The following is an 18,463-nucleotide window of genomic DNA, read 5'->3' as shown; positions in this document are numbered from 1 at the left end:
AATTTTTCTGGTGCGGCAAACGGGCATCAAAAGGCCGGCAAATCGATGCGGTGTTAACCGTATCTTTAAAGTTTTACACATGTGGCGGAATGAAGGTTTCCTTTACCCGGCTGTGTCAGTACGATACGCAAGGCGGTGCATAATGGGCCACTTTGCGGGCAGTCGGATGGCTGTCCGCATCGTTTGTACAGGGTAACGGCGGCATGGCGCAAAAACCGACGACCACGAAGAATCTGGATAATGACGTCGCGAAAGAACTCGAAGAGGCCCTCGATCTCGACTTGATCGGTAGCGGTGAAGATCTGGACATCGCTGCTTCGATGGAGGACCTCGAAGCCCAGATCTCGCAAGCGGCAGACGAGCTCGCGAGGGAAAGCGGCAAGAATCAGGCCGCAGCGCCTAATCCTCCGCCTGCTCCTGCTGCCAAACAGCAGAACGGCGCAAGGGCGCTGAACGGCGGCGCATCTCAAAGCAAGCCGGCCAATGATTGGCAGCCCTCGACGCCCGAGCAGCAGCCGCTGCAGCCGGCCGGGCTGTCGCCCGCCAATGACGACCGCCAGAGGGATTTCCGGGCTTTCAAGCGCGCAATCAGCCGCCGCGGCTCGAACAGCGTCTATTGGATGGTGGCGCTGCTCTCCGTCGTCTGGGTCAGCGGCGGCGTGGTGCTTGCCCGTCTCCTGCTCGGCCCGGACGTCTTGAAGGTCCGCTCCGTCGAGGCGCTACTCGCCCAGCCCGCCCTTATCGGGCTCGCGCTCGGCATCATCATTCCGATCATCCTGTTCTGGGGCTTCGCCGTGATGGTGCGCCGCGCGCAGGACATGCGTATTGCGGCACAATCGATGACGGAAGTCGCCTTCCGGCTCGCCGAACCCGAATCACTTGCCCAGGACCGCGTCATGATGGTCGGGCAGGCTGTCCGCCGCGAAGTTGCCGCGATGGGCGAAGGGATCGAGCGCACGCTGGCGCGCGCAGTGGAACTCGAAACTCTGGTCCATACCGAGGTCAACGAGCTGGAGCGCGCCTATGCCCAAAATGAAGCGCGTATCCGTACGCTCGTCGACGGTCTCGGGCAGGAACGCGATGCCGTTGTGAGCCACTCGGAGCGCGTGCGTGCCTCCATCACCGGTGCGCATGAGACGCTGCGCGAAGAGATCAGTTCGGTGAGCGACATCATCCGTGATTCGATCCTTTCGGCCTCGACCAAATTGTCGATGACGATCACCAATTCCGGCGACACGCTGATCGACCGAATCAACGAGAGCGGCAATTCGATCTACGAATCCATCGACCAGCGAATGGATACGATTTCCGACCGAATCTCGACTTCGGGCGAGGCGTTCGCGAGCCTGCTGGACACGCGCATCGCCAAACTGACTCAGAGCACGGACGACGCGACCCGCTCGCTCTCCGATATGCTCAACGAGCGCACGACGGGCATGGTCTCGCTGCTCGGCGGCGCGACGCGCGAGCTCAACACCGAGTTCGAGAGCCGGCTGCGCGACATAGAAAACACTTTGGCTGAACGCGGTCAGGCACTGATCAGCGAGTTCCAGACGCGCGCCGAGGCGCTCGACACAGGCACGCAGAAGCTCAACGCAGCGCTCGAGGCGCGCGCACGCCAAATCAATGAGACGCTGGTCGAGCGCGCCCGCGAGATCTCGGCGACCTTTACAGACAGCCGGCAGACGCTTGCCGACATGATCGAGGAAGGCAAGACCCGCATCGGTTCCGAAATGGCCGGCATCGTCGATTCGACGGCAGCCATGCTCGAAGGCCGCGTGAGCGATTTCGCCGGCCGCCTCAATGCGGCCCGGGACGTCGTTTCCCGCGCTTTCGATGCCGATATCCAGCGCCTCTCGGAGGCGCGGGCCGGCATCGACGAGGCGATCGAGGAGCATTCCCGGAAGCTGGCCGAGAGCCGCGAGCGCATGTCGCTTGCGCTCAACGAGGACCTGCAGAAATTTGCCGACGATCGGGTTTCCATCGAAGGTATTGTCGGGGAGCACGTGCAGAAGCTCGCCGAGGGCCGTGCAATGCTGTCACGCGCGGTCGAAGAGGATCTGCGCAAAGTTGCGGAGACGCGCTCCAGCATCGACCAGGCGCTGGAGAACCAGCTTGCCCGCCTCAATGCCGGCCGCGAGAACCTTACGCGTGCGCTCGCTGATGATCTGCAGACGTTCGACCAGACAAAGTCGAACATCGATGACATGATCGCGGGGCATGTCGGCAAGCTTTCCGAGGGCCGCTCGATCCTCACTCGAGCGCTTGAGGCCGACCTTGCCAAACTCGCCGAGAGCCGTGCGAGCATCGACGGCCTTGTCGCGGGACAGGTCGAGAAGCTTGCCCAGGGCCGCGACATCCTCACTCGCGCCCTCGAGGCCGACCTGAAGAAGCTTGCCGAGAGCCGCGCCAGCATCGACGGCCTCGTCGCCGGACAGGTCGAGAAGCTTGCTCAGGGTCGGGACATCCTTACCCGCGCCCTCGAGGCCGATCTTGAATCGGTCAATCAAAGCCGTACGGCGATCGACGAGGCAGTCACCGGTCACGTCGGCAAGCTGGCCGATGGCCGCAACATGCTGGCTCGCGCACTCGAGGACGACATGCGCAAGATCCTGGAAGCGCGCGGCGAACTCGATGAGGTCGTGCAAGGGCACATCAAGGCGCTTGCCGATCGCCGCACCGAGATTTCCGAAGTGCTCGCGGCAGACGTGACCAGGATCGAAGATGCCTTCCGCCGGCAGACGGGAGTGATCGAGGAGCGCACAGGCACCATGGAGCGGGCGCTCGCGGCGGGTGTCGACAATGTGCGCAACGCGCTGGAGCGGAGCGCGGTGGTAGTCGCAGGCGCACTGCGCGAGAAGGTGCTCGAGGTCACCACGGCGCTCACCCAGGAAGCGGGCAACGCCTTCAACGATGCCGACCGCAGGATTGCGGAACGCGCCGAGCAGACCGCAAATGCGCTGATCGTGCGGGCAGCGGATATTGCCCGCGCCTTTGACGAGGCCGATCGTCAGTTGGCGGGCCGCGCGCAAGAGAACGCCCGTTCGCTCGCAGCACAAGCGGCAGAGACGGCGACGATGCTTGCGGCTCGAGCCGGCGATATCGTGCGCGGCTTCGATGATGCCGACCAGCGCCTCGGTGCCCGTATCAGCGAATCAGCCGAGGCGCTTGCCACCCGCGCGGCCGAGCTGTCAGGCATCTTCGATGCGGTGGATCAGCGCCTGGCGGATCGCATTTCGGCGAGCGATGCGACGCTCAGCTCGCGTGCCGATGCAATCGTACGCAGCTTCGAGGAGGCTGACGGCCGCCTTGCCGAGCGCGTAAGCTCGACCGCCGACGCAATCGCTGGCCGTGCGGCGGAACTCGGAAACATCTTCGAGGCCGCGGACGATCGTCTCGCAGCACGTGTCAAGGAGAGTGCGGAAGCAATTGCCGGCCGCGCAAGCGAGCTCGGCCGGCTCTTCGAGACTGCGGACGAGCGCCTTGCTGCCCGCGTCGACCGGACGGCCACCGCAATTGCCGGGCGCGCTGCAGAACTCGGAACCATTTTCGAGGCCGCGGACCAGCGGCTTGCCGCACGCGTCGACGAAACCGCTGGCGCCATTGCCGGCCGTGCCGCGGAACTCGGAAACATCTTCGAGGCCGCCGATCAGCGGCTTGCCGCGCGCGTCGACGAGACAGCCGGCGCCATTGCCGGCCGTGCCGCTGAACTCGGAAGCATTTTCGAGACCGCCGATCAGCGACTCGCCGCACGGGTCGAAGAGACCGCCGGCGCCATTGCCGGCCGTGCTGCGGAACTCGGAAGCATCTTCGAGGCGGCCGATCAGCGGCTTGCCGCGCGCGTCGACAAGACAGCCGGCGCCATTGCCGGCCGTGCCGCTGAACTCGGAAATATCTTCGAGGCTGCCGACCAGCGGCTTGCGGCGCGCGTTGACGAGACCGCCGGCGCCATCGTCGGTCGTGCTGGCGAGCTCGGCCGCATCTTCGAGGAAGTCGATCGCCAGATTGCGGCGCGGGTGAACGAAAGTGCCGAGACGCTGGGTGCACGCGCCAATGACGTTGTCGGTGTATTCGAGCACGCCGAGCAAAAGATCGCGGCGCGCACCCACATCACCTCGGCGGAGTTGACAAATCGCGCCCGGGCGATCGAGGAGGCGCTGACGACAGCGGACCAGCGCATTGCCGAAAGCGCTGCGCAGGCTGCCGCGAGAGTGGCCGGCCAGGTCGACGAGGCCCAGCGCCGGCTATCCTACAGTGCCGACGCCATGGCGCAGCAGATCGGCGAGCAGGTCTCCCAGGCCGAAACTCAGCTGGTCTCGCGCGCCAATGTCATCGCCCAGACCTTCGCTGCGGTCGGTGATCATATCGGCAAGAGCACCAACGAGGCTGCCAAGACGATCGGCGTCAACACACGCGAGCTCAATGCAATGCTTGCCGCCCGCTCCGCCGAGCTCAACAAAATCCTCGACGAGACGGCACGGCCGCTGGTCGAGCGTTTCACCGACAGCGGCGGCGAGCTGCAGAAGAGCCTGGAGGCTGCGACGCAGCAGGCGACCGAGCGGCTTCGCACCGAGAACGCAGCGCTCGTCAACGCGATGGCGAATCGCACTGCCGAGACGCTCGCTGCGGTCGACAGCGCCAGGCACACGCTTTCGGAGAACATCACCGACCTCATCGGCCGCCTCGCCGCTTCGAGCTCTCAGCTGAGCGTCCTCGTCGAGGCCGCCAAGGAGAATCTGCTCGGCGTCGACGAGAAGCTGTCCGTGACGACCGACAAGTTCTCGACGACCACCGACAAAGCGGCACAGACTTTTGCGAGCTCTGCCCGCCTTATGGATACCAACACCACGCGGCTTACGGAGCTTTCACAGTCTGCGCTGCGCGAAGTGGCGGCCATCGCCAGCCGCTTCGACGAGCACGGCAGGCTGCTCTCCAATGCCTCGAACCTGATTTCGGCGGCGCAGTCCAATCTCGAGCACACGCTCGAGCGGCAGTCCTCGCTGGAGGATCTTGCGGTCGGCCTCGTCCAGAAGTCAGAGGACCTGGAACGGGTCATGAAGTCGTTCGAGAACCTGGTCGGGTCGGCGCTGGAGAAGGCCGAGGGCCGGACGCTGGAATCAACTGAGAAGATGCGCGATTCCATTAATCAGGTCGTCGAGGCAGCGACAAAGCGCTTTTCTGACGCCACGGAGGACATGCGGCGCACCGCGGCCGCCATCCGCACCGAGCTTGAGGAGACGCGCGCCGAGCTGAAGAAGGGTGTGATCGACATGCCGGTCGAGGCGAAAGAATCGACCACTGCGATCCGCCGCGCAGTGACCGAGCAGATCAACGCGCTGAAGGAATTGTCCGACATCGTTGCCAAATCAGGCCGCGTGTATGACGTTTCCGATCGCAACTCCCAACCTCGTGCCGCGCCCGCGCAGCCGACCTTGCGTAATCCCGAACAGCCTCGCCGCCAGAACTCGCCTGCTGCAGAACGGCGTGCACCGACCGAGCAACCGCTCCGCGGCACGCTCGAACTCGAGCGCCCGGCCGAGACGGCTCCGACGCGCAACGGCAACAGCCAGCCGCAAAGCGGTTGGGTCCGTGACCTGTTGCGTGGGGCATCCCGTGAGGAAGACGAGGTCGCCGTCGCAGCCGAGCCGGCGCCGCGCCCTGCCACGCCGCAGCGTTCGCCCATCCATGTCGTCGAATCGCTCAATTCGCTTTCGGTCGACATTGCCCGGGCGATCGACCATGAAGCCTCGATCGAGCTCTGGGACCGCTATCGGCGGGGCGAGCGCGATGTGTTCACGCGGCGCCTCTACACGCTGAAAGGCCAGCAAACCTTCGACGACATCCGCCGCAAGTATCAAAGCGATGCCGAATTCCGCTCGGCCGTGGACCGCTACTGCGACGATTTCGAGAAGCTGCTCAAGGACATAGCCCGCAACGACCGCGACAACATCATGGCGCAAACCTACCTGACCTCGGACACAGGCAAGGTCTACACCATGCTCGCGCATGCTTCAGGGCGACTGAAATAGCGCTCGGTGATGAGCGGAATGAACAAAGGCGGGCTTGGCCCGCCTTTTTCATTGCTTGCAGGTGGCAGCGAAGCCTACATGACCGATGCCGACCATCGGACGATCTCGCTCGCAGCCTCGCCGAAGGCAGCGTTCAAGGCCGCGACAAAGGCACTATTGCCGCTGCCGGAAACAGGGGCACTCGCCTCGAAGTTGCGCGAAGCCTTGACTTGACCATTGCGGTCGTTGAGCACGCGCACGAACAGCACGACGTGGGCATAATCGTTCCGATCCACCATCACATCGAAGGCGCGGATGTCGACGATTACCTGATAATCGATGGCGAGCCCCTCACCCGGCTTGCCGACGCCGCCAAAACGTCCGGACTTCTGGAAGGCGTCCGCGAGCCGCGCCTGCACGACTCTCGGCAGGCGATCGGCCCACTGCGCACCACTCAGATACTGGATTTCGCCAGGGGCGGGCCTGATGACGATGTTCTGACCATCGAGCGCCTTCAGCGCCGACGGTTCAGCGATCAGCACCTGCAGGTGCGAGTGGCGCGGACCGCCCTCCGGGGTCGGCGCAGAAAGCTCATAAGTGTCGAGTGCAGGTGCCCCCCGGAGCAGCGCACAGCCCGGTAGCAGCAAAGCCAGCAGCGCGACGCTCGACAAAATGCGTGGATTCAAAAGCGCTTGCTCCCCGCAACTCCGCAACCATGAGCGGAAAACCCCCTGGCATTTCTCTTGCTGTGCAGCCTGCGTAATGTCAACGCCGCGCCCGCCCGTCGAACTCGCGCACGGTGCCCTCTCCCCCAGAAATCAGGCGTTGCGGATTGCGCTGGAAGTCGGTGACGGCTTCCTCGATACGGTTGATGGAGCGTCGGGCGTCGCGGATCAGGCCGGTTGCATCCTGCAGCCCCTGGTTAGAGAAGCGGGAAAGGCCATCCATGATCGTGCCAAGCCGCGAGTTCAGGGTGTCGGCCGCCTGCTTGAACGATTTCAAGGTCTCGCTCGCTTGGGTGACAAGGCCTCGCGTCTCACCCGACCCAAGCAGCGAATCGACCTTCGCGAGTATGCCGTCGACCCGCACGGAAGCCCTGTTCAGCCTGTCGGCAAGCTGGCGAGCATCCGCGATAAACTTGTCGACGTCATCGGCACGGTCGCGGAATCTCGTGGTCACCTTGGAGACATCCTCGACAACCTTGTTGGCGTTCTTCGAGGCGGTCTGGATATTGCCGATGGTTTCGCGCACCGAATTCGGATCGACGCTCTCGATGACCTTGTCGACCCTGGCCAACGTCTCACGCGCCCCGTCCGAAAATTCAGTGATCGACTTCACTGCGCCGTCAACGCGGGCAACAACACCCTCGACCTGCTTGCTGCTCTCGCTGAGGTTCTTGGTCAGCGTCGCGATGTTGCCGACGATGTCTTTCACCTGTTCCTTGTCGACGGACTGGCTGAGGCTCTTGGTCAGCGTCTCGACATTACTGACGATCTCCTTCACCTGTTCCTTGTCGACAGATCTGATCAGTCCTTCGGCGGCATCCAGGGTCGCATCAAGCTTGTCGGAGGCGCGCGCAAGCTGGCCGGATAGTTTGGTGACGCTCGCCAGGAATTCGTCGACACCTTGCGCATTGTTGCCGAGCGCCTGGGAGAACTTTTCGGCATTCGTGATCGTGTTGGTCAGGGGCGTGCGTACGTCCGTGACGAATCCGTCGAGGCCTGTGAGCACCTTGTCGGCGCGATTGAAGATGTCCTGCGCCCGCTCGAGCAGGTTGGTAACCGCGGAGGGGCTTGCCGTGATCTCGGCGATCTTGCCTTCTTCCTCGGCCTGATCGAGCAGCTTCGGCTCGGTGAGGTTTGCGCCCCTGAGCTCGATATTGGCCTGTCCTGTGAGGCCGGCGATACCGATGTCGGCGCGCGTCGATTTGGTGATGGGGGTCAGCCGGTCGACCTGCGTGTCGGCGATCGCGAGCGTCGGGTCATTGACGTCGATGTAGACGCGCTGGACGTCGCCTACCCTGACGCCATTGAAGAGCACGCCGCTGCCGCGGCTGAGCCCGGCAGCCGAACCGGGGATGCGCACGCGCAGCAGCGCGGTCTCGCCGCGCTCGCCGATTGCCGCCGACCAGTAAACGAAGGCGAAGGCGGCCAGGATCGCGAGCAGCGTGAAGATGCCGACGATGACGTAGTTTGCCTTGGTTTCCATATGCTTCTCAGGCTTCCGTCAATGCCGCGCAGCAAGATCGAGCTGGCGCGCGCGCTTACCGCGGAAATAGGATTTCACCCAGGGCTCCTCGCTTGCCAGCATGTCCTTGACCGTGCCTTCGACCAGAACACGCTTGTCTCCCAACACAGCGATGCGGTCGCATACCGAGAATAGGCTGTCCAGATCGTGGGTCACCATGTAAACAGTCAAGCCGAGCGTATCTCGCAGCTTGGAGATCAATTCGTCGAATTCGGCCGCGCCGATGGGGTCGAGCCCGGACGTGGGCTCATCGAGGAAGATCAGGTCCGGATCGAGCGCCAGCGCACGGGCAAGGGCGGCACGCTTGATCATGCCGCCAGAGAGCTCCGACGGGAATTTCGCGCCAGCATCGCGTGGCAGGCCGACGAGCTCGATCTTGATCTGCGCCAGTTCGTCCATCAGCTTCTTCGGCAGATCCAGATATTCGCGCATCGGCACCTGCACGTTCTCCTGAACGGTGAGCGCCGAAAACAGTGCACCTTGCTGAAAGAGCACACCGTATCGCGTATCCAGGCGCAGCCGTTCGCGCTCGCTCGCCTTGTCCAGATCGACGCCGAAGAGCTTGATTGTGCCGGACTGCTTGCGATTGAGCCCGAGTACCGTGCGCAATAGCACCGACTTGCCCGCCCCCGAGGCGCCGACGAACCCAAGTATCTCACCGCGGCGGACGTCGAGCGACAACTTCTTGAGAATTTTCTTGTTACCGAAAGCGACCGTCACGTCGCGTACCGAAAGCACGACGTCGTCCCCCGGCGGGCCGCCATTCAGATGCTCTATGGTTCCATCCTGTTGCGGCATCAGAAACCGATCTGTGCGTAAAAGATCGCGAAGAAGCCATCGAGCAGGATGACGATGAAGATCGACTTCACCACAGACGCCGTGACGTGCAAGCCAAGCGATTCAGCGCTGCCCCCGACCTTCAGGCCCTCCACAGAGCCGATGATGCCGATAACCAGCGCCATGAAGGGCGCCTTGATCAGCCCGGCAAGAAAGGTGCTGAGATCGATGGCGGCGCGGAGCCGGTCGATGAAGGCCGCCGGCGCAATGTTCGAATAATAGTAGGCGATCGCGATCGCTCCTGCGAGCGCGGCAAAATTGGCGATGATCGTCAGGCACGGCAACACGATGACCAGCGCGACAAGGCGGGGGAAAACCAGCACGCCGACAGGGTTCAGCCCGATCACCGTCAGCGCATCCACTTCTTCGCGCATCTTCATGGAGCCGATCTCGGCGGTAATGGCGCTTCCTGAGCGGCCGGCAATCATGATCGCGGTGAGCAGCACCCCCATTTCGCGCAGCACGAGGATTCCGACCAGATCGACGACGAATATCTCAGCGCCGAAAAACCGCAGCTGGAAAGCGCCCTGCTGCGCTACGATGGCCCCGACAATGGTGGACATCAGAACGATTACCGGTACCGCGCCAACGCCCATGCGATCGATCTGAGTGACGATCGCGGCGACGTTGACGCTGTGGCCGCGGCCGATCTTCATCTGCGCTCCACGGATCGTGGCGCCGAGGATGTAAAGGGCAGCGATCAGGTCTTCCAAAATCCCGTAAACAGCCTCTCCGATCGCCCCAAGCGCCCTGATCAGGATGTTGTCACGGCGTTCGGGGGCCGATTCGCCCTCGCGTGTGGTCGCGTCATGGACAGCCGTGAGGAGAATATTGGCGGCGTTGCTGGCGCCCGTCACCTCAGGCTGCAGTCCCCGGGCGCGCATGGCGGTAAGCAGTCGTTCGATCAGCCAGGCTCCGGCGGTATCGATCCTGCCTACTCCCGAAAGATCGACCCGCAAATTCTTGATGTTGTTATTTTTTTCAATTTTGCGAAGAGTCGCGTCGACGACTGCAACACGGCGGGTCGTCCAGTTCCCCTTCAGAATTGCCTCATGGATGCCTTCGTTTTCGGCAAGCGCGATGCGAGGCTCGATATCCGCATCGGCGGCATCGGCCTGGCTTGCATCGCTGCGACGTTTGAACAACATGGCGCAGACTCTTAGCCGGACGCGGTGGACCTGTCACTTTGGCACACCGCCTGCCGGAAGCCCTGGAGACCAGAATTTCATGCAGCGTGTCCTTTCAGTCGCGGCAGAACGCTTCCCGATCGCCGGAACCTTCACCATCTCCCGCGGCTCCAAGACCGAGGCGGAGGTCATACGCTGCACGATCTCGGAAAACGGCTTTACCGGCCATGGCGAATGCGTGCCGTACAGGCACTATGGGGAAACCATGGAGGGCGTCACCGCCGCGATCGAGAACGTTCGTAATGAGATAGTGGGCGGGGTGGGCCGCGACGAGCTCGGAAAGCTGCTGCCCCCGGGCGCCGCCCGCAACGCGCTCGATTGCGCGCTGTGGGACCTCGAGGCCAAATCCTCGGGGCGCAGCGTAGCGTCACGCATCTGCAGGGCCGAGCCGGCGGCAATCGTTACGGCATATACGCTGTCGCTCGGGACACCCGAGGCGATGGCCACGCAGGCACGGGCCAATGCCGACCGCCCGCTGCTCAAGGTCAAGATCGGCGACGAAGGCGACATCGAGCGCATCCGCGCCGTGGTCGGGGCCGCGCCGCAAAGCCGGATCATTCTCGACGCCAACGAAGGCTGGAGCGAGCAGAATATCGCCGCGAACCTGGCCGCCGCGGCCGAGCTCGGAGTGGCGCTGATCGAGCAGCCATTGCCTGCGGGCCGTGATGCGATCCTGGCGAAAATACCGCATCCGGTTCCGATCTGCGCCGACGAAAGCGTGCACACAGCCGCTGATCTGCCGAAACTCGCAGGCCGGTACGACGCCATCAACATCAAGCTCGACAAGGCGGGCGGGCTAACGGCCGCCATCGAGTTGCGGGACAGTGCGAGGGCGGCCGGATTCACTATCATGGTCGGCTGCATGGTCGGCACCTCGCTCGCCATGGCTCCGGCCGTGCTTCTTGCGCAGAATGCCGATTTCGTCGACCTCGACGGGCCGCTTCTGCTCGCGCGGGATCGTTCGCCTGCGCTTACCTATCGCGGCTCGCTCGTATCGCCGCCGGAACCGGCACTCTGGGGCTGAGAGCCACGAGGATCAGGCCTATGCCGAGCACGGCGACGCCGATCATGGCGAAGAAGCCGTCGGCGCCAAAGCGGCCGTAGAGCGGGCCCGAAAGCAGCGTGACCACTGCCATGCATATCCCGTTGGCGAAGAAGGCTGCTCCCTGTGCCGCGCCCGTACGCTCTTCGTCCACCGCCTCGGCGATGAACTTCTGCACGGCGATGATGACGATAGCCGTCGAAAGGCAGTGCAGGCCCTGCACGAAGAAGAAGCCGGCAACGCCGAGACCTGCCGGCCAGACAAGCGGATAGGCGATCCAGCGCACGATAGCGGCCGCGCCGCCTATCAGAACAAGGGTCGTGGCGCGAAAACGTCCAAAGACGCGCGTGAAGATCATGAACACGCAGACTTCTGCAACAACGGCGAACGCCCATTGGAAGCCTATCAGCGTGTCGCCCAGGCCGATCGATTTCCAGTAGATTGAAGCGAAGCCGTACATGAAGCCGTGGCTGCCGGAAATCAGGCCCGCGCCGGCAATGAACAGCAGGAATTGTCGATTGAGCAGCTTGGGAGCTTCCTGCAGCTCCTCTACCGAGAGCGGCGAGGCGAGCCGCGGCCTGCCGAGCCGTGGCGCCATCAGCACCACGACAAATGCAACCGCCAGGCTTGCCGTGATGATCGCCGGAACGGCATTCGGGCTCGTCCGGGACAGGATGATGCCACCACCGAGATTGGCGGCCAGGAAAGAGATCGAGCCCCAGATACGCATCCTCGTGTAGTTCGAGCCGAAGCGCCTGACCCCTGAAAGGGCGAGGGAATCGGCGAGTGGCCCGTGCGGGGTCCAGACGACCGAGAGCGCCAATGAGACTGCGAGCACGATTCCGTAGACCGGCGGCAGGAAGAAACCGCAGGACAGCACCACGGAGCCGCCGACCAGCGTCAGCAGCACGTCGACGCGGTCCTTTGCCCTGTCGGCGTAAGCCGTGAGGAAGGGCGTGGTAACGACCCGAAGGAACATCGGCGCCGCGAGAATGACGGCGATCTGCTCGGCGCCGAAGCCATTCGCCTCCAGCCAAAGCGGAAAGTAGGGCAGGTTGATGCCGGTCGAAACGAAGAGGGAGGCGAAGATCAACGCGATCCGCGCCTCGAAATGGCGCGGCTTGATAAGCTGTTCCGGGCGGAGCGGGGGGCGCTGCATTTGGCGACGGGTTCTGGAAAGCGACCCGGCGCAGGGAATTCACCGGTGCGTCTCCGGCATAGCACGCTGCTGTCGTTGTCGAAACGGCTTATTGAATCGATTCATGATCTGGCAGCCACAATTCGTCACAAGCGGAAAGGCAGAGTGAAGAGAACTGCAAGCAGGGCTCGAAGGCTGCAGTCAGGCGGCTGCCTTGCTGTCGATGCCTTCCACAATGACGGGCAGGAAACGTTCGGCAGGCGCGAGATGCCGAGCTTCCTGGTCCATCCAGTGAATGATCTCCATCCTGCCGTCGAAATGCTCGACAACTGCCGTGCAGCTTTCGACCCAGTCGCCGGTGTTGATGTACTGAATGCCGTCCATCATTTCCATCGCGGCATGATGGATGTGGCCGCAGATCACGCCATCGACGTCGTGACGGCGCGCATCGTCCACCACGATCATCTGGAAATGGCTGATGAACTTGACCGCCTTCTTGACCTTGACCTTGGCCCAGGACGAAAACGACCAATATGGAAGGCCAAGCAGCCGGCGCACGCTGCTCACCGTGCGGTTGATGATGATGGAAAGGTCGTAGGCCTTGTCGCCGAGATAGGCCAGCCAGCGCACATTGTGCACGATGGCATCGAACTGGTCGCCGTGGATGACGAGGAAATTGCGGCCGTCGGCAGCCTTATGGAGAACACGATCGGCGACAACGATGCCGCCGAAATGGACGCCTTGGAATGGCCGCAGGAACTCGTCGTGATTGCCGGCGATGTAGATGATGCTGGCGCCCTTGCGGCCCTTGCGCAGGAGCTTCTGGATGACATCGTTGTGGCTCTGCGGCCAGTGCCAGGAGCGCCTCAGGCGCCAGCCGTCGACGATGTCGCCGACGAGGTAGATCGTCTCCGCGTCATGATGCTTCAAAAAGTCGAGCAGGTATTCCGCCTTCGCTATCTTCGACCCGAGATGGATGTCGGAGAGGAAAAGCGACCTGAACCTGCGGGTCGTGTTTTTCGCCATGCGCCAATCAAGCCCGTTTGCTGCGCAGGCTATGCGCCGATTCATGCAACAAGCATGTGACGGTTGCAGGCTGCAGGCGCGCTGCGCTAGACCAAACTCGCATTCAAGGAGGCTTGCATCATGGATCTCGGCATCAGAGGCAGGAAGGCAATCATCTGCGCTTCGAGTCGCGGACTTGGCAGAGGCTCGGCCCTCGCACTGGCCGAGGCAGGCTGCGAGCTGGTCGTCAACGGCCGCGACGCAAAGACGCTTGCCGCCACCGCGGCCGAAATCCGTGAACGCTTCGGCGTGAAGGTGACGGAGGTCGCGGGCGATGTCTCAGACCCGAAGATACAGGCCGAACTCCTTACCGCATGTCCCTCTCCCGACATTCTCGTCAACAACAATGGCGGCCCGCCGCGCCGTGAGTTCGGCGAATTGACGCGCCAGAACATACTCGACGGAGTGATCCAGAACATGATCACGCCGATCGAGCTTACCAAGGCGGTGATAGGCGGCATGGCGGAGCGCGGGTTCGGCCGAATCGTGAACATCACCTCGCTGTCGGTTTATGTGCCGATCCCCGGGCTCGACGTGTCGTCAGGCGCCCGTGCCGGGCTCACCTCGTTTCTTGCCGGCGTCGGCCGCACCGTCGCCAGCCGTAACGTGACGATCAACAATCTGCTCCCTGGCAAACTCGATACCGACCGGCTGTGGGGCGGCGTGCCCAAGGGTGCGGACAAAGACGAGCATCGCGCGCGGCTGGTCGCCGAAATCCCGGCCAAGAGGCTCGGTACGGCGGAGGAGTTCGGTCAGGTCTGCGCCTTCCTTTGTTCCATCCATGCCGGCTATCTCACCGGCCAGAACATCCCGGTCGACGGCGGGCTCTATACCAGCGCGTTCTGAGGGCACACCGGAACCCAGTTGCATAGTCGACTGGAGAGACGCGCCTCAATTGTTTGAAACGAAAGCAGATTTAAGGAGAGAGACATGAGCGCCGAGATCATGAAGCCGGGGCCTTCCGATCTCGACGAGCAAGCACTGTTCTTCCACAAATATCCAGTTCCCGGAAAGCTTGAGATCCAGGCAACCAAGCCGCTCGGCAACCAGCGCGACCTGGCACTCGCCTATTCGCCGGGTGTCGCCGCACCCTGTCTTCAGATCAAGGACAATCCCGACCTGGCCGCGGACTATACCGGCCGCGCCAACTTGGTAGCCGTAATCTCGAACGGCTCGGCCGTGCTCGGCCTCGGCAATATCGGGCCACTTGCGGCAAAACCGGTGATGGAGGGCAAGGCCGTCCTCTTCAAGAAATTTGCCGGCATAGACGTGTTCGACATCGAGATCGAGGCGCCGGACATCGACCAGATGGTTCAGACGATCTCGGCGCTGGAGCCGACCTTCGGCGGCATCAATCTGGAAGACATCAAGGCGCCTGAATGCTTCGACGTGGAAGAGAAGCTGAAAGCGCATATGCGTATTCCGGTCTTCCACGACGACCAGCACGGCACGGCGATCATCGTAGCCGCCGCAGTTCTGAACGGGCTGGAACTCGCCAGCAAGAAGCTGGAGGAGGTAAAGATCGTGACCTCTGGCGCGGGCGCGGCGGCACTCGCCTGCCTCAACCTGCTCGTTTCGCTCGGTGCCAAGCGTGAAAACATCTGGGTCACGGACCGCTTCGGCGTCGCCTACAAAGGCCGCGTCGAGGAGATGGATCGCTGGAAGGAGCCTTACCTCAAGGACACGAATGCCCGCACACTGACCGACGTGATCGGCGGCGCAGATATTTTCCTCGGGCTCTCGGCCGCCGGCGTGCTGAAGCCGGAACTGCTTGCCCACATGGCGGAAAAGCCGCTGATCCTCGCGCTTGCAAATCCGGTCCCGGAGATCATGCCGGACGTGGCCCGCGCGGCGCGTCCGGACGCCATGATCTGCACGGGTCGATCGGATTTTCCCAATCAAGTCAACAACGTCTTGTGCTTTCCTTACATCTTTCGGGGAGCCTTGGACTGCGGCGCGCGAGCCATCAACGAGACGATGAAGATGGCGGCGGTCCGGGCGATCGCAGCGCTGGCGCGCGAGGAGCCATCGGACATAGCGGCGCGGGCCTATCCCGGCGAGACGCCCATGTTCGGGCCCGACTTCCTGATCCCCTCGCCTTTCGACCCGCGACTGATCCTCAGGATCGCGCCGGCCGTTGCGAAGGCTGCCTGTGAGAGCGGCGTGGCGTCACGGCCGATCGAAGATTGGCAAGCTTATATGGACCGGCTGACGCGGTTCGTTTTCCGCTCCGGCCTCGTCATGAAGCCGATCTTCTCGGCCGCCAAGACAATGCCGAAGCGCGTGATCTATGCCGACGGCGAGGACGAGCGCGTGCTGCGCGCCGCGCAGGTCGTGCTGGAGGAGGGGATCGCCAAGCCAATCCTGATCGGCCGTCCGCAGGTAATCGATGTCAGGCTGCGGCGCTACGGGCTGAAGATCAGGGCAGGCACTGACTTCGACCTGATCAACCCGGAGGACGATCCGCGCTATCGCGACTATGTGGACCTCCTGATCAAGCTGGGCGGCCGGCGCGGTTTTACCCAGGAGTCCGCGCGCACTGTCGTGCGCACGGATACCACTGTGATCGCCGCGCTCGCCGTGAAGCGCGGCGACGCCGACGCCATGATCTGCGGCCTCGAGGGCCGCTTCGAGCGGCACCTTCGCAATGTCAATGTCATCATCGGCCGGCGCGCGGGCGTCAGGGACCGAGACCTTTCAGCGCTGTCGATGTTGATCTGGCAGCGCGGCATCACCTTCTTCACCGATACCTATGTCAGCGTCGACCCTTCGGCGGAGGAGATCGTCGAGATGACGATGCTTGCAGCGGAAGAGATCAGGCGCTTCGGCATCGAGCCCAAGGCAGCACTTCTCTCGCATTCGAATTTCGGCTCGCGCGATTCGGCGAGCGCGCTGAAGATGCGCGCAGCGGCCGACACTCTGAAACGTGTTGCGCCGGAGCTGATCTGCGACGGCGAGATGCACGGCGATTCCGCGCTTTCCGAGCTGCTGCGCAACCGCGTCTACCCGCATTCCGACCTCAAGGGGGAAGCGAATCTGCTGGTCTTCCCGAACCTCGATTCGGCGAACATCGCCCTCACGATCGCCAAGCAGATGCTGGACGCGCTGCACGTCGGGCCGATCCTGCTCGGCACCGAAATGCCGGCGCATATCCTGACCCCGTCGGTCACCTCGCGCGGCATCGTCAACATGACCGCGCTTGCCGTAGTCGAGGCCGCCCACAAGGCGCAGGCGGTCGTGCCGGCTTCGTGACCGCCCTCTCATTCCGAAGGCGCAGCGAATCTGGCATAGTGGACTAACCTCCGGCGGGAGCGGATGGATTGAGGCGATTTGTCGGAAGCGGGGCGCTATCCGCGGCAGCGATCGGTGCGGTGCTGCTGTCTTTTGCGGTTGCCGGCCCGTCTTTCGCAGTCCCCCGCATTTGCCGGCAGCTCGAAGCCGAGCTTAGCTCTGCCGGCAGGGTCGACAGCGGGACCATGTTTAGGAAATACGACCGCGCCGTGAATGCACAGCGCCAGCAGCTTGCGACGGCGGAAAGCCGCGCAGAGCGCGCCGGCTGCGGTTTCGGCCTTCTGTCGCCGCAAATCTGCGGACCGCTGAACGAACAGATCGCGCGGATGGAGGCCAATCTCGCCGCGCTGGAGCGCAAACGCGAGCAGCTCGCATTGGATGCTGCTCCGCAGCGCAGCCGCGCGCGCATCCTCGCCGCGCTCGATGCCAATGGCTGCCGTGACGAGGCGGTTGCTGGTCGCAACCCCGCAGGTGAGGAGCCGGATCGCCTGCGCGAAAGCGATGCGGACCTGTTCAACCGGTTGTTTGGGAGCAATGCCCACGAAGGCGTCTCTTCCAAAGATCTCGGCGCGCCGATGAACGTCACACGCATCCTCAACCCGAACGGGGAAACCACGGTTCTGGGCGGGCCGGAAGGTCAATTCAGCACGATGTGCGTGCGCACCTGCGACGGCTATTATTTCCCGGTGTCGCCCAACTCGTCAGCGGCCGATTTCGAGCGCGATCAGAGGAACTGTGCCGCGACCTGCCCGGGCGCGGAGGTGCAGCTCTATTATCGCCCGACGCAAAGCGAAGAGACCGATACGATGATTTCGGCGGCAAGCGGCGAGCCCTATTCCTCATTGCCGACCGCCTATGTCTACCGCGACATCTCGAAGCCGCGCGTCGCGGCTTGCGGCTGCAACAGTGTGGCGGCGAATCCGAATTTTTCCGTCATCGGCGGCGGCTCGGCGAATAGCAAGGCTCCCGCCGAACCGGTCATCCCGGCGCCTGCTGCGCGGGCCGATCCTGAACCCGATCCCGAGACGCTCGCCAACGCCAGGAGCAAGCCCGACATGGACGCCAGCGAGCCCGACCTGGAGCCGAAGCCTTCAGCAGCGCCGATCCCGCCGCCCGGCGATCGCAAGGTCAGGGTCGTCGGGCCGGTATTCCTTCCCGACCAAGGAGAAAATATCGATCTGAAACACCCGAAATAGTGCTGGAGCGCCGTGACGATCGTTTGTATATGCACCATCGCATTTAGCTTGGCTTGGCTGTGCTCGAAAGCACGGGATCGGCGAGCTAGAGGGAATAAAAGCTTCCTCCGCTCGCCTTACAGGCCCGCCCGCAGCACTTGCTGCATCCCCTGCAGGAAGTATCGTTTCAGAAAAAAGTGTAGCCGCCTAATACTTCATTTTAGGTAAGCGCTGCCTACCTCGAAAGAGGTATGAGAGAGCGGTCGGCACGCTGGCGCTATTATTCCCGGCGATCCCACGAAGTCATCTGTTCCTCATCAGAACCCGGCAGCGCCTCAACAGGCGCTGGTTCTGTGCGTCAAGTTCAGCAAATTGGGGCGGCCGTTGGAGCTGGTCATGCGGCTTGGCGTAGGGCGAGCTTCTTGTGCTCGCGCAGGTCGTCCATGTTGATGTAGCGGTTGGCCTCCATCCAG

Annotated in this window: 11 protein-coding genes; 5 read left to right on the top strand and 6 right to left on the bottom strand. The window is 63.1% G+C overall.

The window, feature by feature from the left end; translation table 11 throughout:
• Nucleotides 1-203 precede the first annotated feature (203 nt).
• Nucleotides 204-6,029 carry a kinesin gene (locus SAZ10_RS32330; RefSeq protein ID WP_318613647.1) on the top strand — a complete coding sequence of 1,942 codons (5,826 nt, stop codon included), beginning with the start codon at nt 204-206 and terminating at the stop codon, nt 6,027-6,029.
• A gap of 74 nt (nt 6,030-6,103) precedes the next feature.
• On the opposite strand, the gene SAZ10_RS32325 is transcribed toward SAZ10_RS32330, so the two are convergent.
• The 4 genes from SAZ10_RS32325 to SAZ10_RS32310 all read right to left on the bottom strand — a co-directional run bounded on the left by SAZ10_RS32325 (nt 6,104) and on the right by SAZ10_RS32310 (nt 10,240).
• Nucleotides 6,104-6,694 carry an ABC-type transport auxiliary lipoprotein family protein gene (locus tag SAZ10_RS32325; protein WP_318613646.1) on the bottom strand — a complete coding sequence of 197 codons (591 nt, stop codon included), beginning with the start codon at nt 6,692-6,694 and terminating at the stop codon, nt 6,104-6,106.
• Nucleotides 6,695-6,773: 79 nt separating this feature from the next.
• On the bottom strand, nt 6,774-8,216 hold the full coding sequence (locus tag SAZ10_RS32320; RefSeq protein ID WP_318613645.1) for an MlaD family protein: 1,443 nt from the start codon (nt 8,214-8,216) through the stop codon (nt 6,774-6,776).
• A gap of 18 nt (nt 8,217-8,234) precedes the next feature.
• The gene (locus tag SAZ10_RS32315) at nt 8,235-9,053 is read right to left on the bottom strand and encodes an ABC transporter ATP-binding protein (protein WP_318613644.1); all 819 of its coding nucleotides are present in this window, start codon (nt 9,051-9,053) and stop codon (nt 8,235-8,237) included.
• Nucleotides 9,053-10,240, bottom strand: a complete 1,188-nt coding sequence (locus tag SAZ10_RS32310; RefSeq protein ID WP_318613643.1) for an ABC transporter permease — start codon at nt 10,238-10,240, stop codon at nt 9,053-9,055. The genes SAZ10_RS32315 and SAZ10_RS32310 overlap by 1 nt, the downstream gene beginning before the upstream one ends.
• Nucleotides 10,241-10,319: 79 nt before the next feature.
• Between SAZ10_RS32310 and dgcA the strand changes: the two genes are divergently transcribed.
• Nucleotides 10,320-11,303: an N-acetyl-D-Glu racemase DgcA gene (gene dgcA, locus SAZ10_RS32305; RefSeq protein WP_318613642.1), complete on the top strand. Its 984-nt coding sequence runs from the start codon at nt 10,320-10,322 to the stop codon at nt 11,301-11,303.
• On the opposite strand, the gene SAZ10_RS32300 is transcribed toward dgcA, so the two are convergent.
• Nucleotides 11,251-12,480 (bottom strand): MFS transporter, encoded by a 1,230-nt coding sequence (locus tag SAZ10_RS32300; protein WP_318613641.1) that lies wholly within the window; start codon nt 12,478-12,480, stop codon nt 11,251-11,253. The two genes, dgcA and SAZ10_RS32300, sit on opposite strands and share 53 nt — an antisense overlap.
• Before the next feature lie 180 nt (nt 12,481-12,660).
• Nucleotides 12,661-13,485 (bottom strand): UDP-2,3-diacylglucosamine diphosphatase, encoded by an 825-nt coding sequence (locus SAZ10_RS32295; protein WP_318613639.1) that lies wholly within the window; start codon nt 13,483-13,485, stop codon nt 12,661-12,663.
• 120 nt (nt 13,486-13,605) lie between these two features.
• Here SAZ10_RS32295 and SAZ10_RS32290 point away from each other — a divergent pair, with 120 nt between their 5' ends.
• The 3 genes from SAZ10_RS32290 (at nt 13,606) to SAZ10_RS32280 (ending at nt 18,011) form a co-directional block, all read left to right on the top strand.
• Complete coding sequence (locus SAZ10_RS32290; RefSeq protein WP_318613638.1) at nt 13,606-14,370, top strand: SDR family oxidoreductase; 765 nt, start codon at nt 13,606-13,608, stop codon at nt 14,368-14,370.
• 84 nt (nt 14,371-14,454) lie between these two features.
• Nucleotides 14,455-16,776, top strand: a complete 2,322-nt coding sequence (locus tag SAZ10_RS32285; protein WP_318613637.1) for an NADP-dependent malic enzyme — start codon at nt 14,455-14,457, stop codon at nt 16,774-16,776.
• Between the two features lie 68 nt (nt 16,777-16,844).
• The gene (locus SAZ10_RS32280; RefSeq protein ID WP_318613636.1) at nt 16,845-18,011 is read left to right on the top strand and encodes a DUF2865 domain-containing protein; all 1,167 of its coding nucleotides are present in this window, start codon (nt 16,845-16,847) and stop codon (nt 18,009-18,011) included.
• Nucleotides 18,012-18,463 lie beyond the last annotated feature (452 nt).

The organism is Mesorhizobium sp. BAC0120 (assembly GCF_033542235.1).
Lineage (GTDB): Bacteria > Pseudomonadota > Alphaproteobacteria > Rhizobiales > Rhizobiaceae > JAWRCU01.
This window is presented reverse-complemented; position numbering and strand designations above follow the sequence as displayed.

Excerpts from the sequence above, each read along its gene's own strand:
- SAZ10_RS32330 (WP_318613647.1), top strand. The coding sequence starts at position 204 with ATGGCGCAAAAACCGACGACCACGAAGAATCTGGATAATGACGTCGCG.
- SAZ10_RS32320 (WP_318613645.1), bottom strand. The coding sequence starts at position 8,216 with ATGGAAACCAAGGCAAACTACGTCATCGTCGGCATCTTCACGCTGCTC.
- SAZ10_RS32315 (WP_318613644.1), bottom strand. The coding sequence starts at position 9,053 with ATGCCGCAACAGGATGGAACCATAGAGCATCTGAATGGCGGCCCGCCG.
- SAZ10_RS32310 (WP_318613643.1), bottom strand. The coding sequence starts at position 10,240 with ATGTTGTTCAAACGTCGCAGCGATGCAAGCCAGGCCGATGCCGCCGAT.
- dgcA (WP_318613642.1), top strand. The coding sequence starts at position 10,320 with ATGCAGCGTGTCCTTTCAGTCGCGGCAGAACGCTTCCCGATCGCCGGA.
- SAZ10_RS32300 (WP_318613641.1), bottom strand. The coding sequence starts at position 12,480 with ATGCAGCGCCCCCCGCTCCGCCCGGAACAGCTTATCAAGCCGCGCCAT.
- SAZ10_RS32295 (WP_318613639.1), bottom strand. The coding sequence starts at position 13,485 with ATGGCGAAAAACACGACCCGCAGGTTCAGGTCGCTTTTCCTCTCCGAC.
- SAZ10_RS32290 (WP_318613638.1), top strand. The coding sequence starts at position 13,606 with ATGGATCTCGGCATCAGAGGCAGGAAGGCAATCATCTGCGCTTCGAGT.
- SAZ10_RS32285 (WP_318613637.1), top strand. The coding sequence starts at position 14,455 with ATGAGCGCCGAGATCATGAAGCCGGGGCCTTCCGATCTCGACGAGCAA.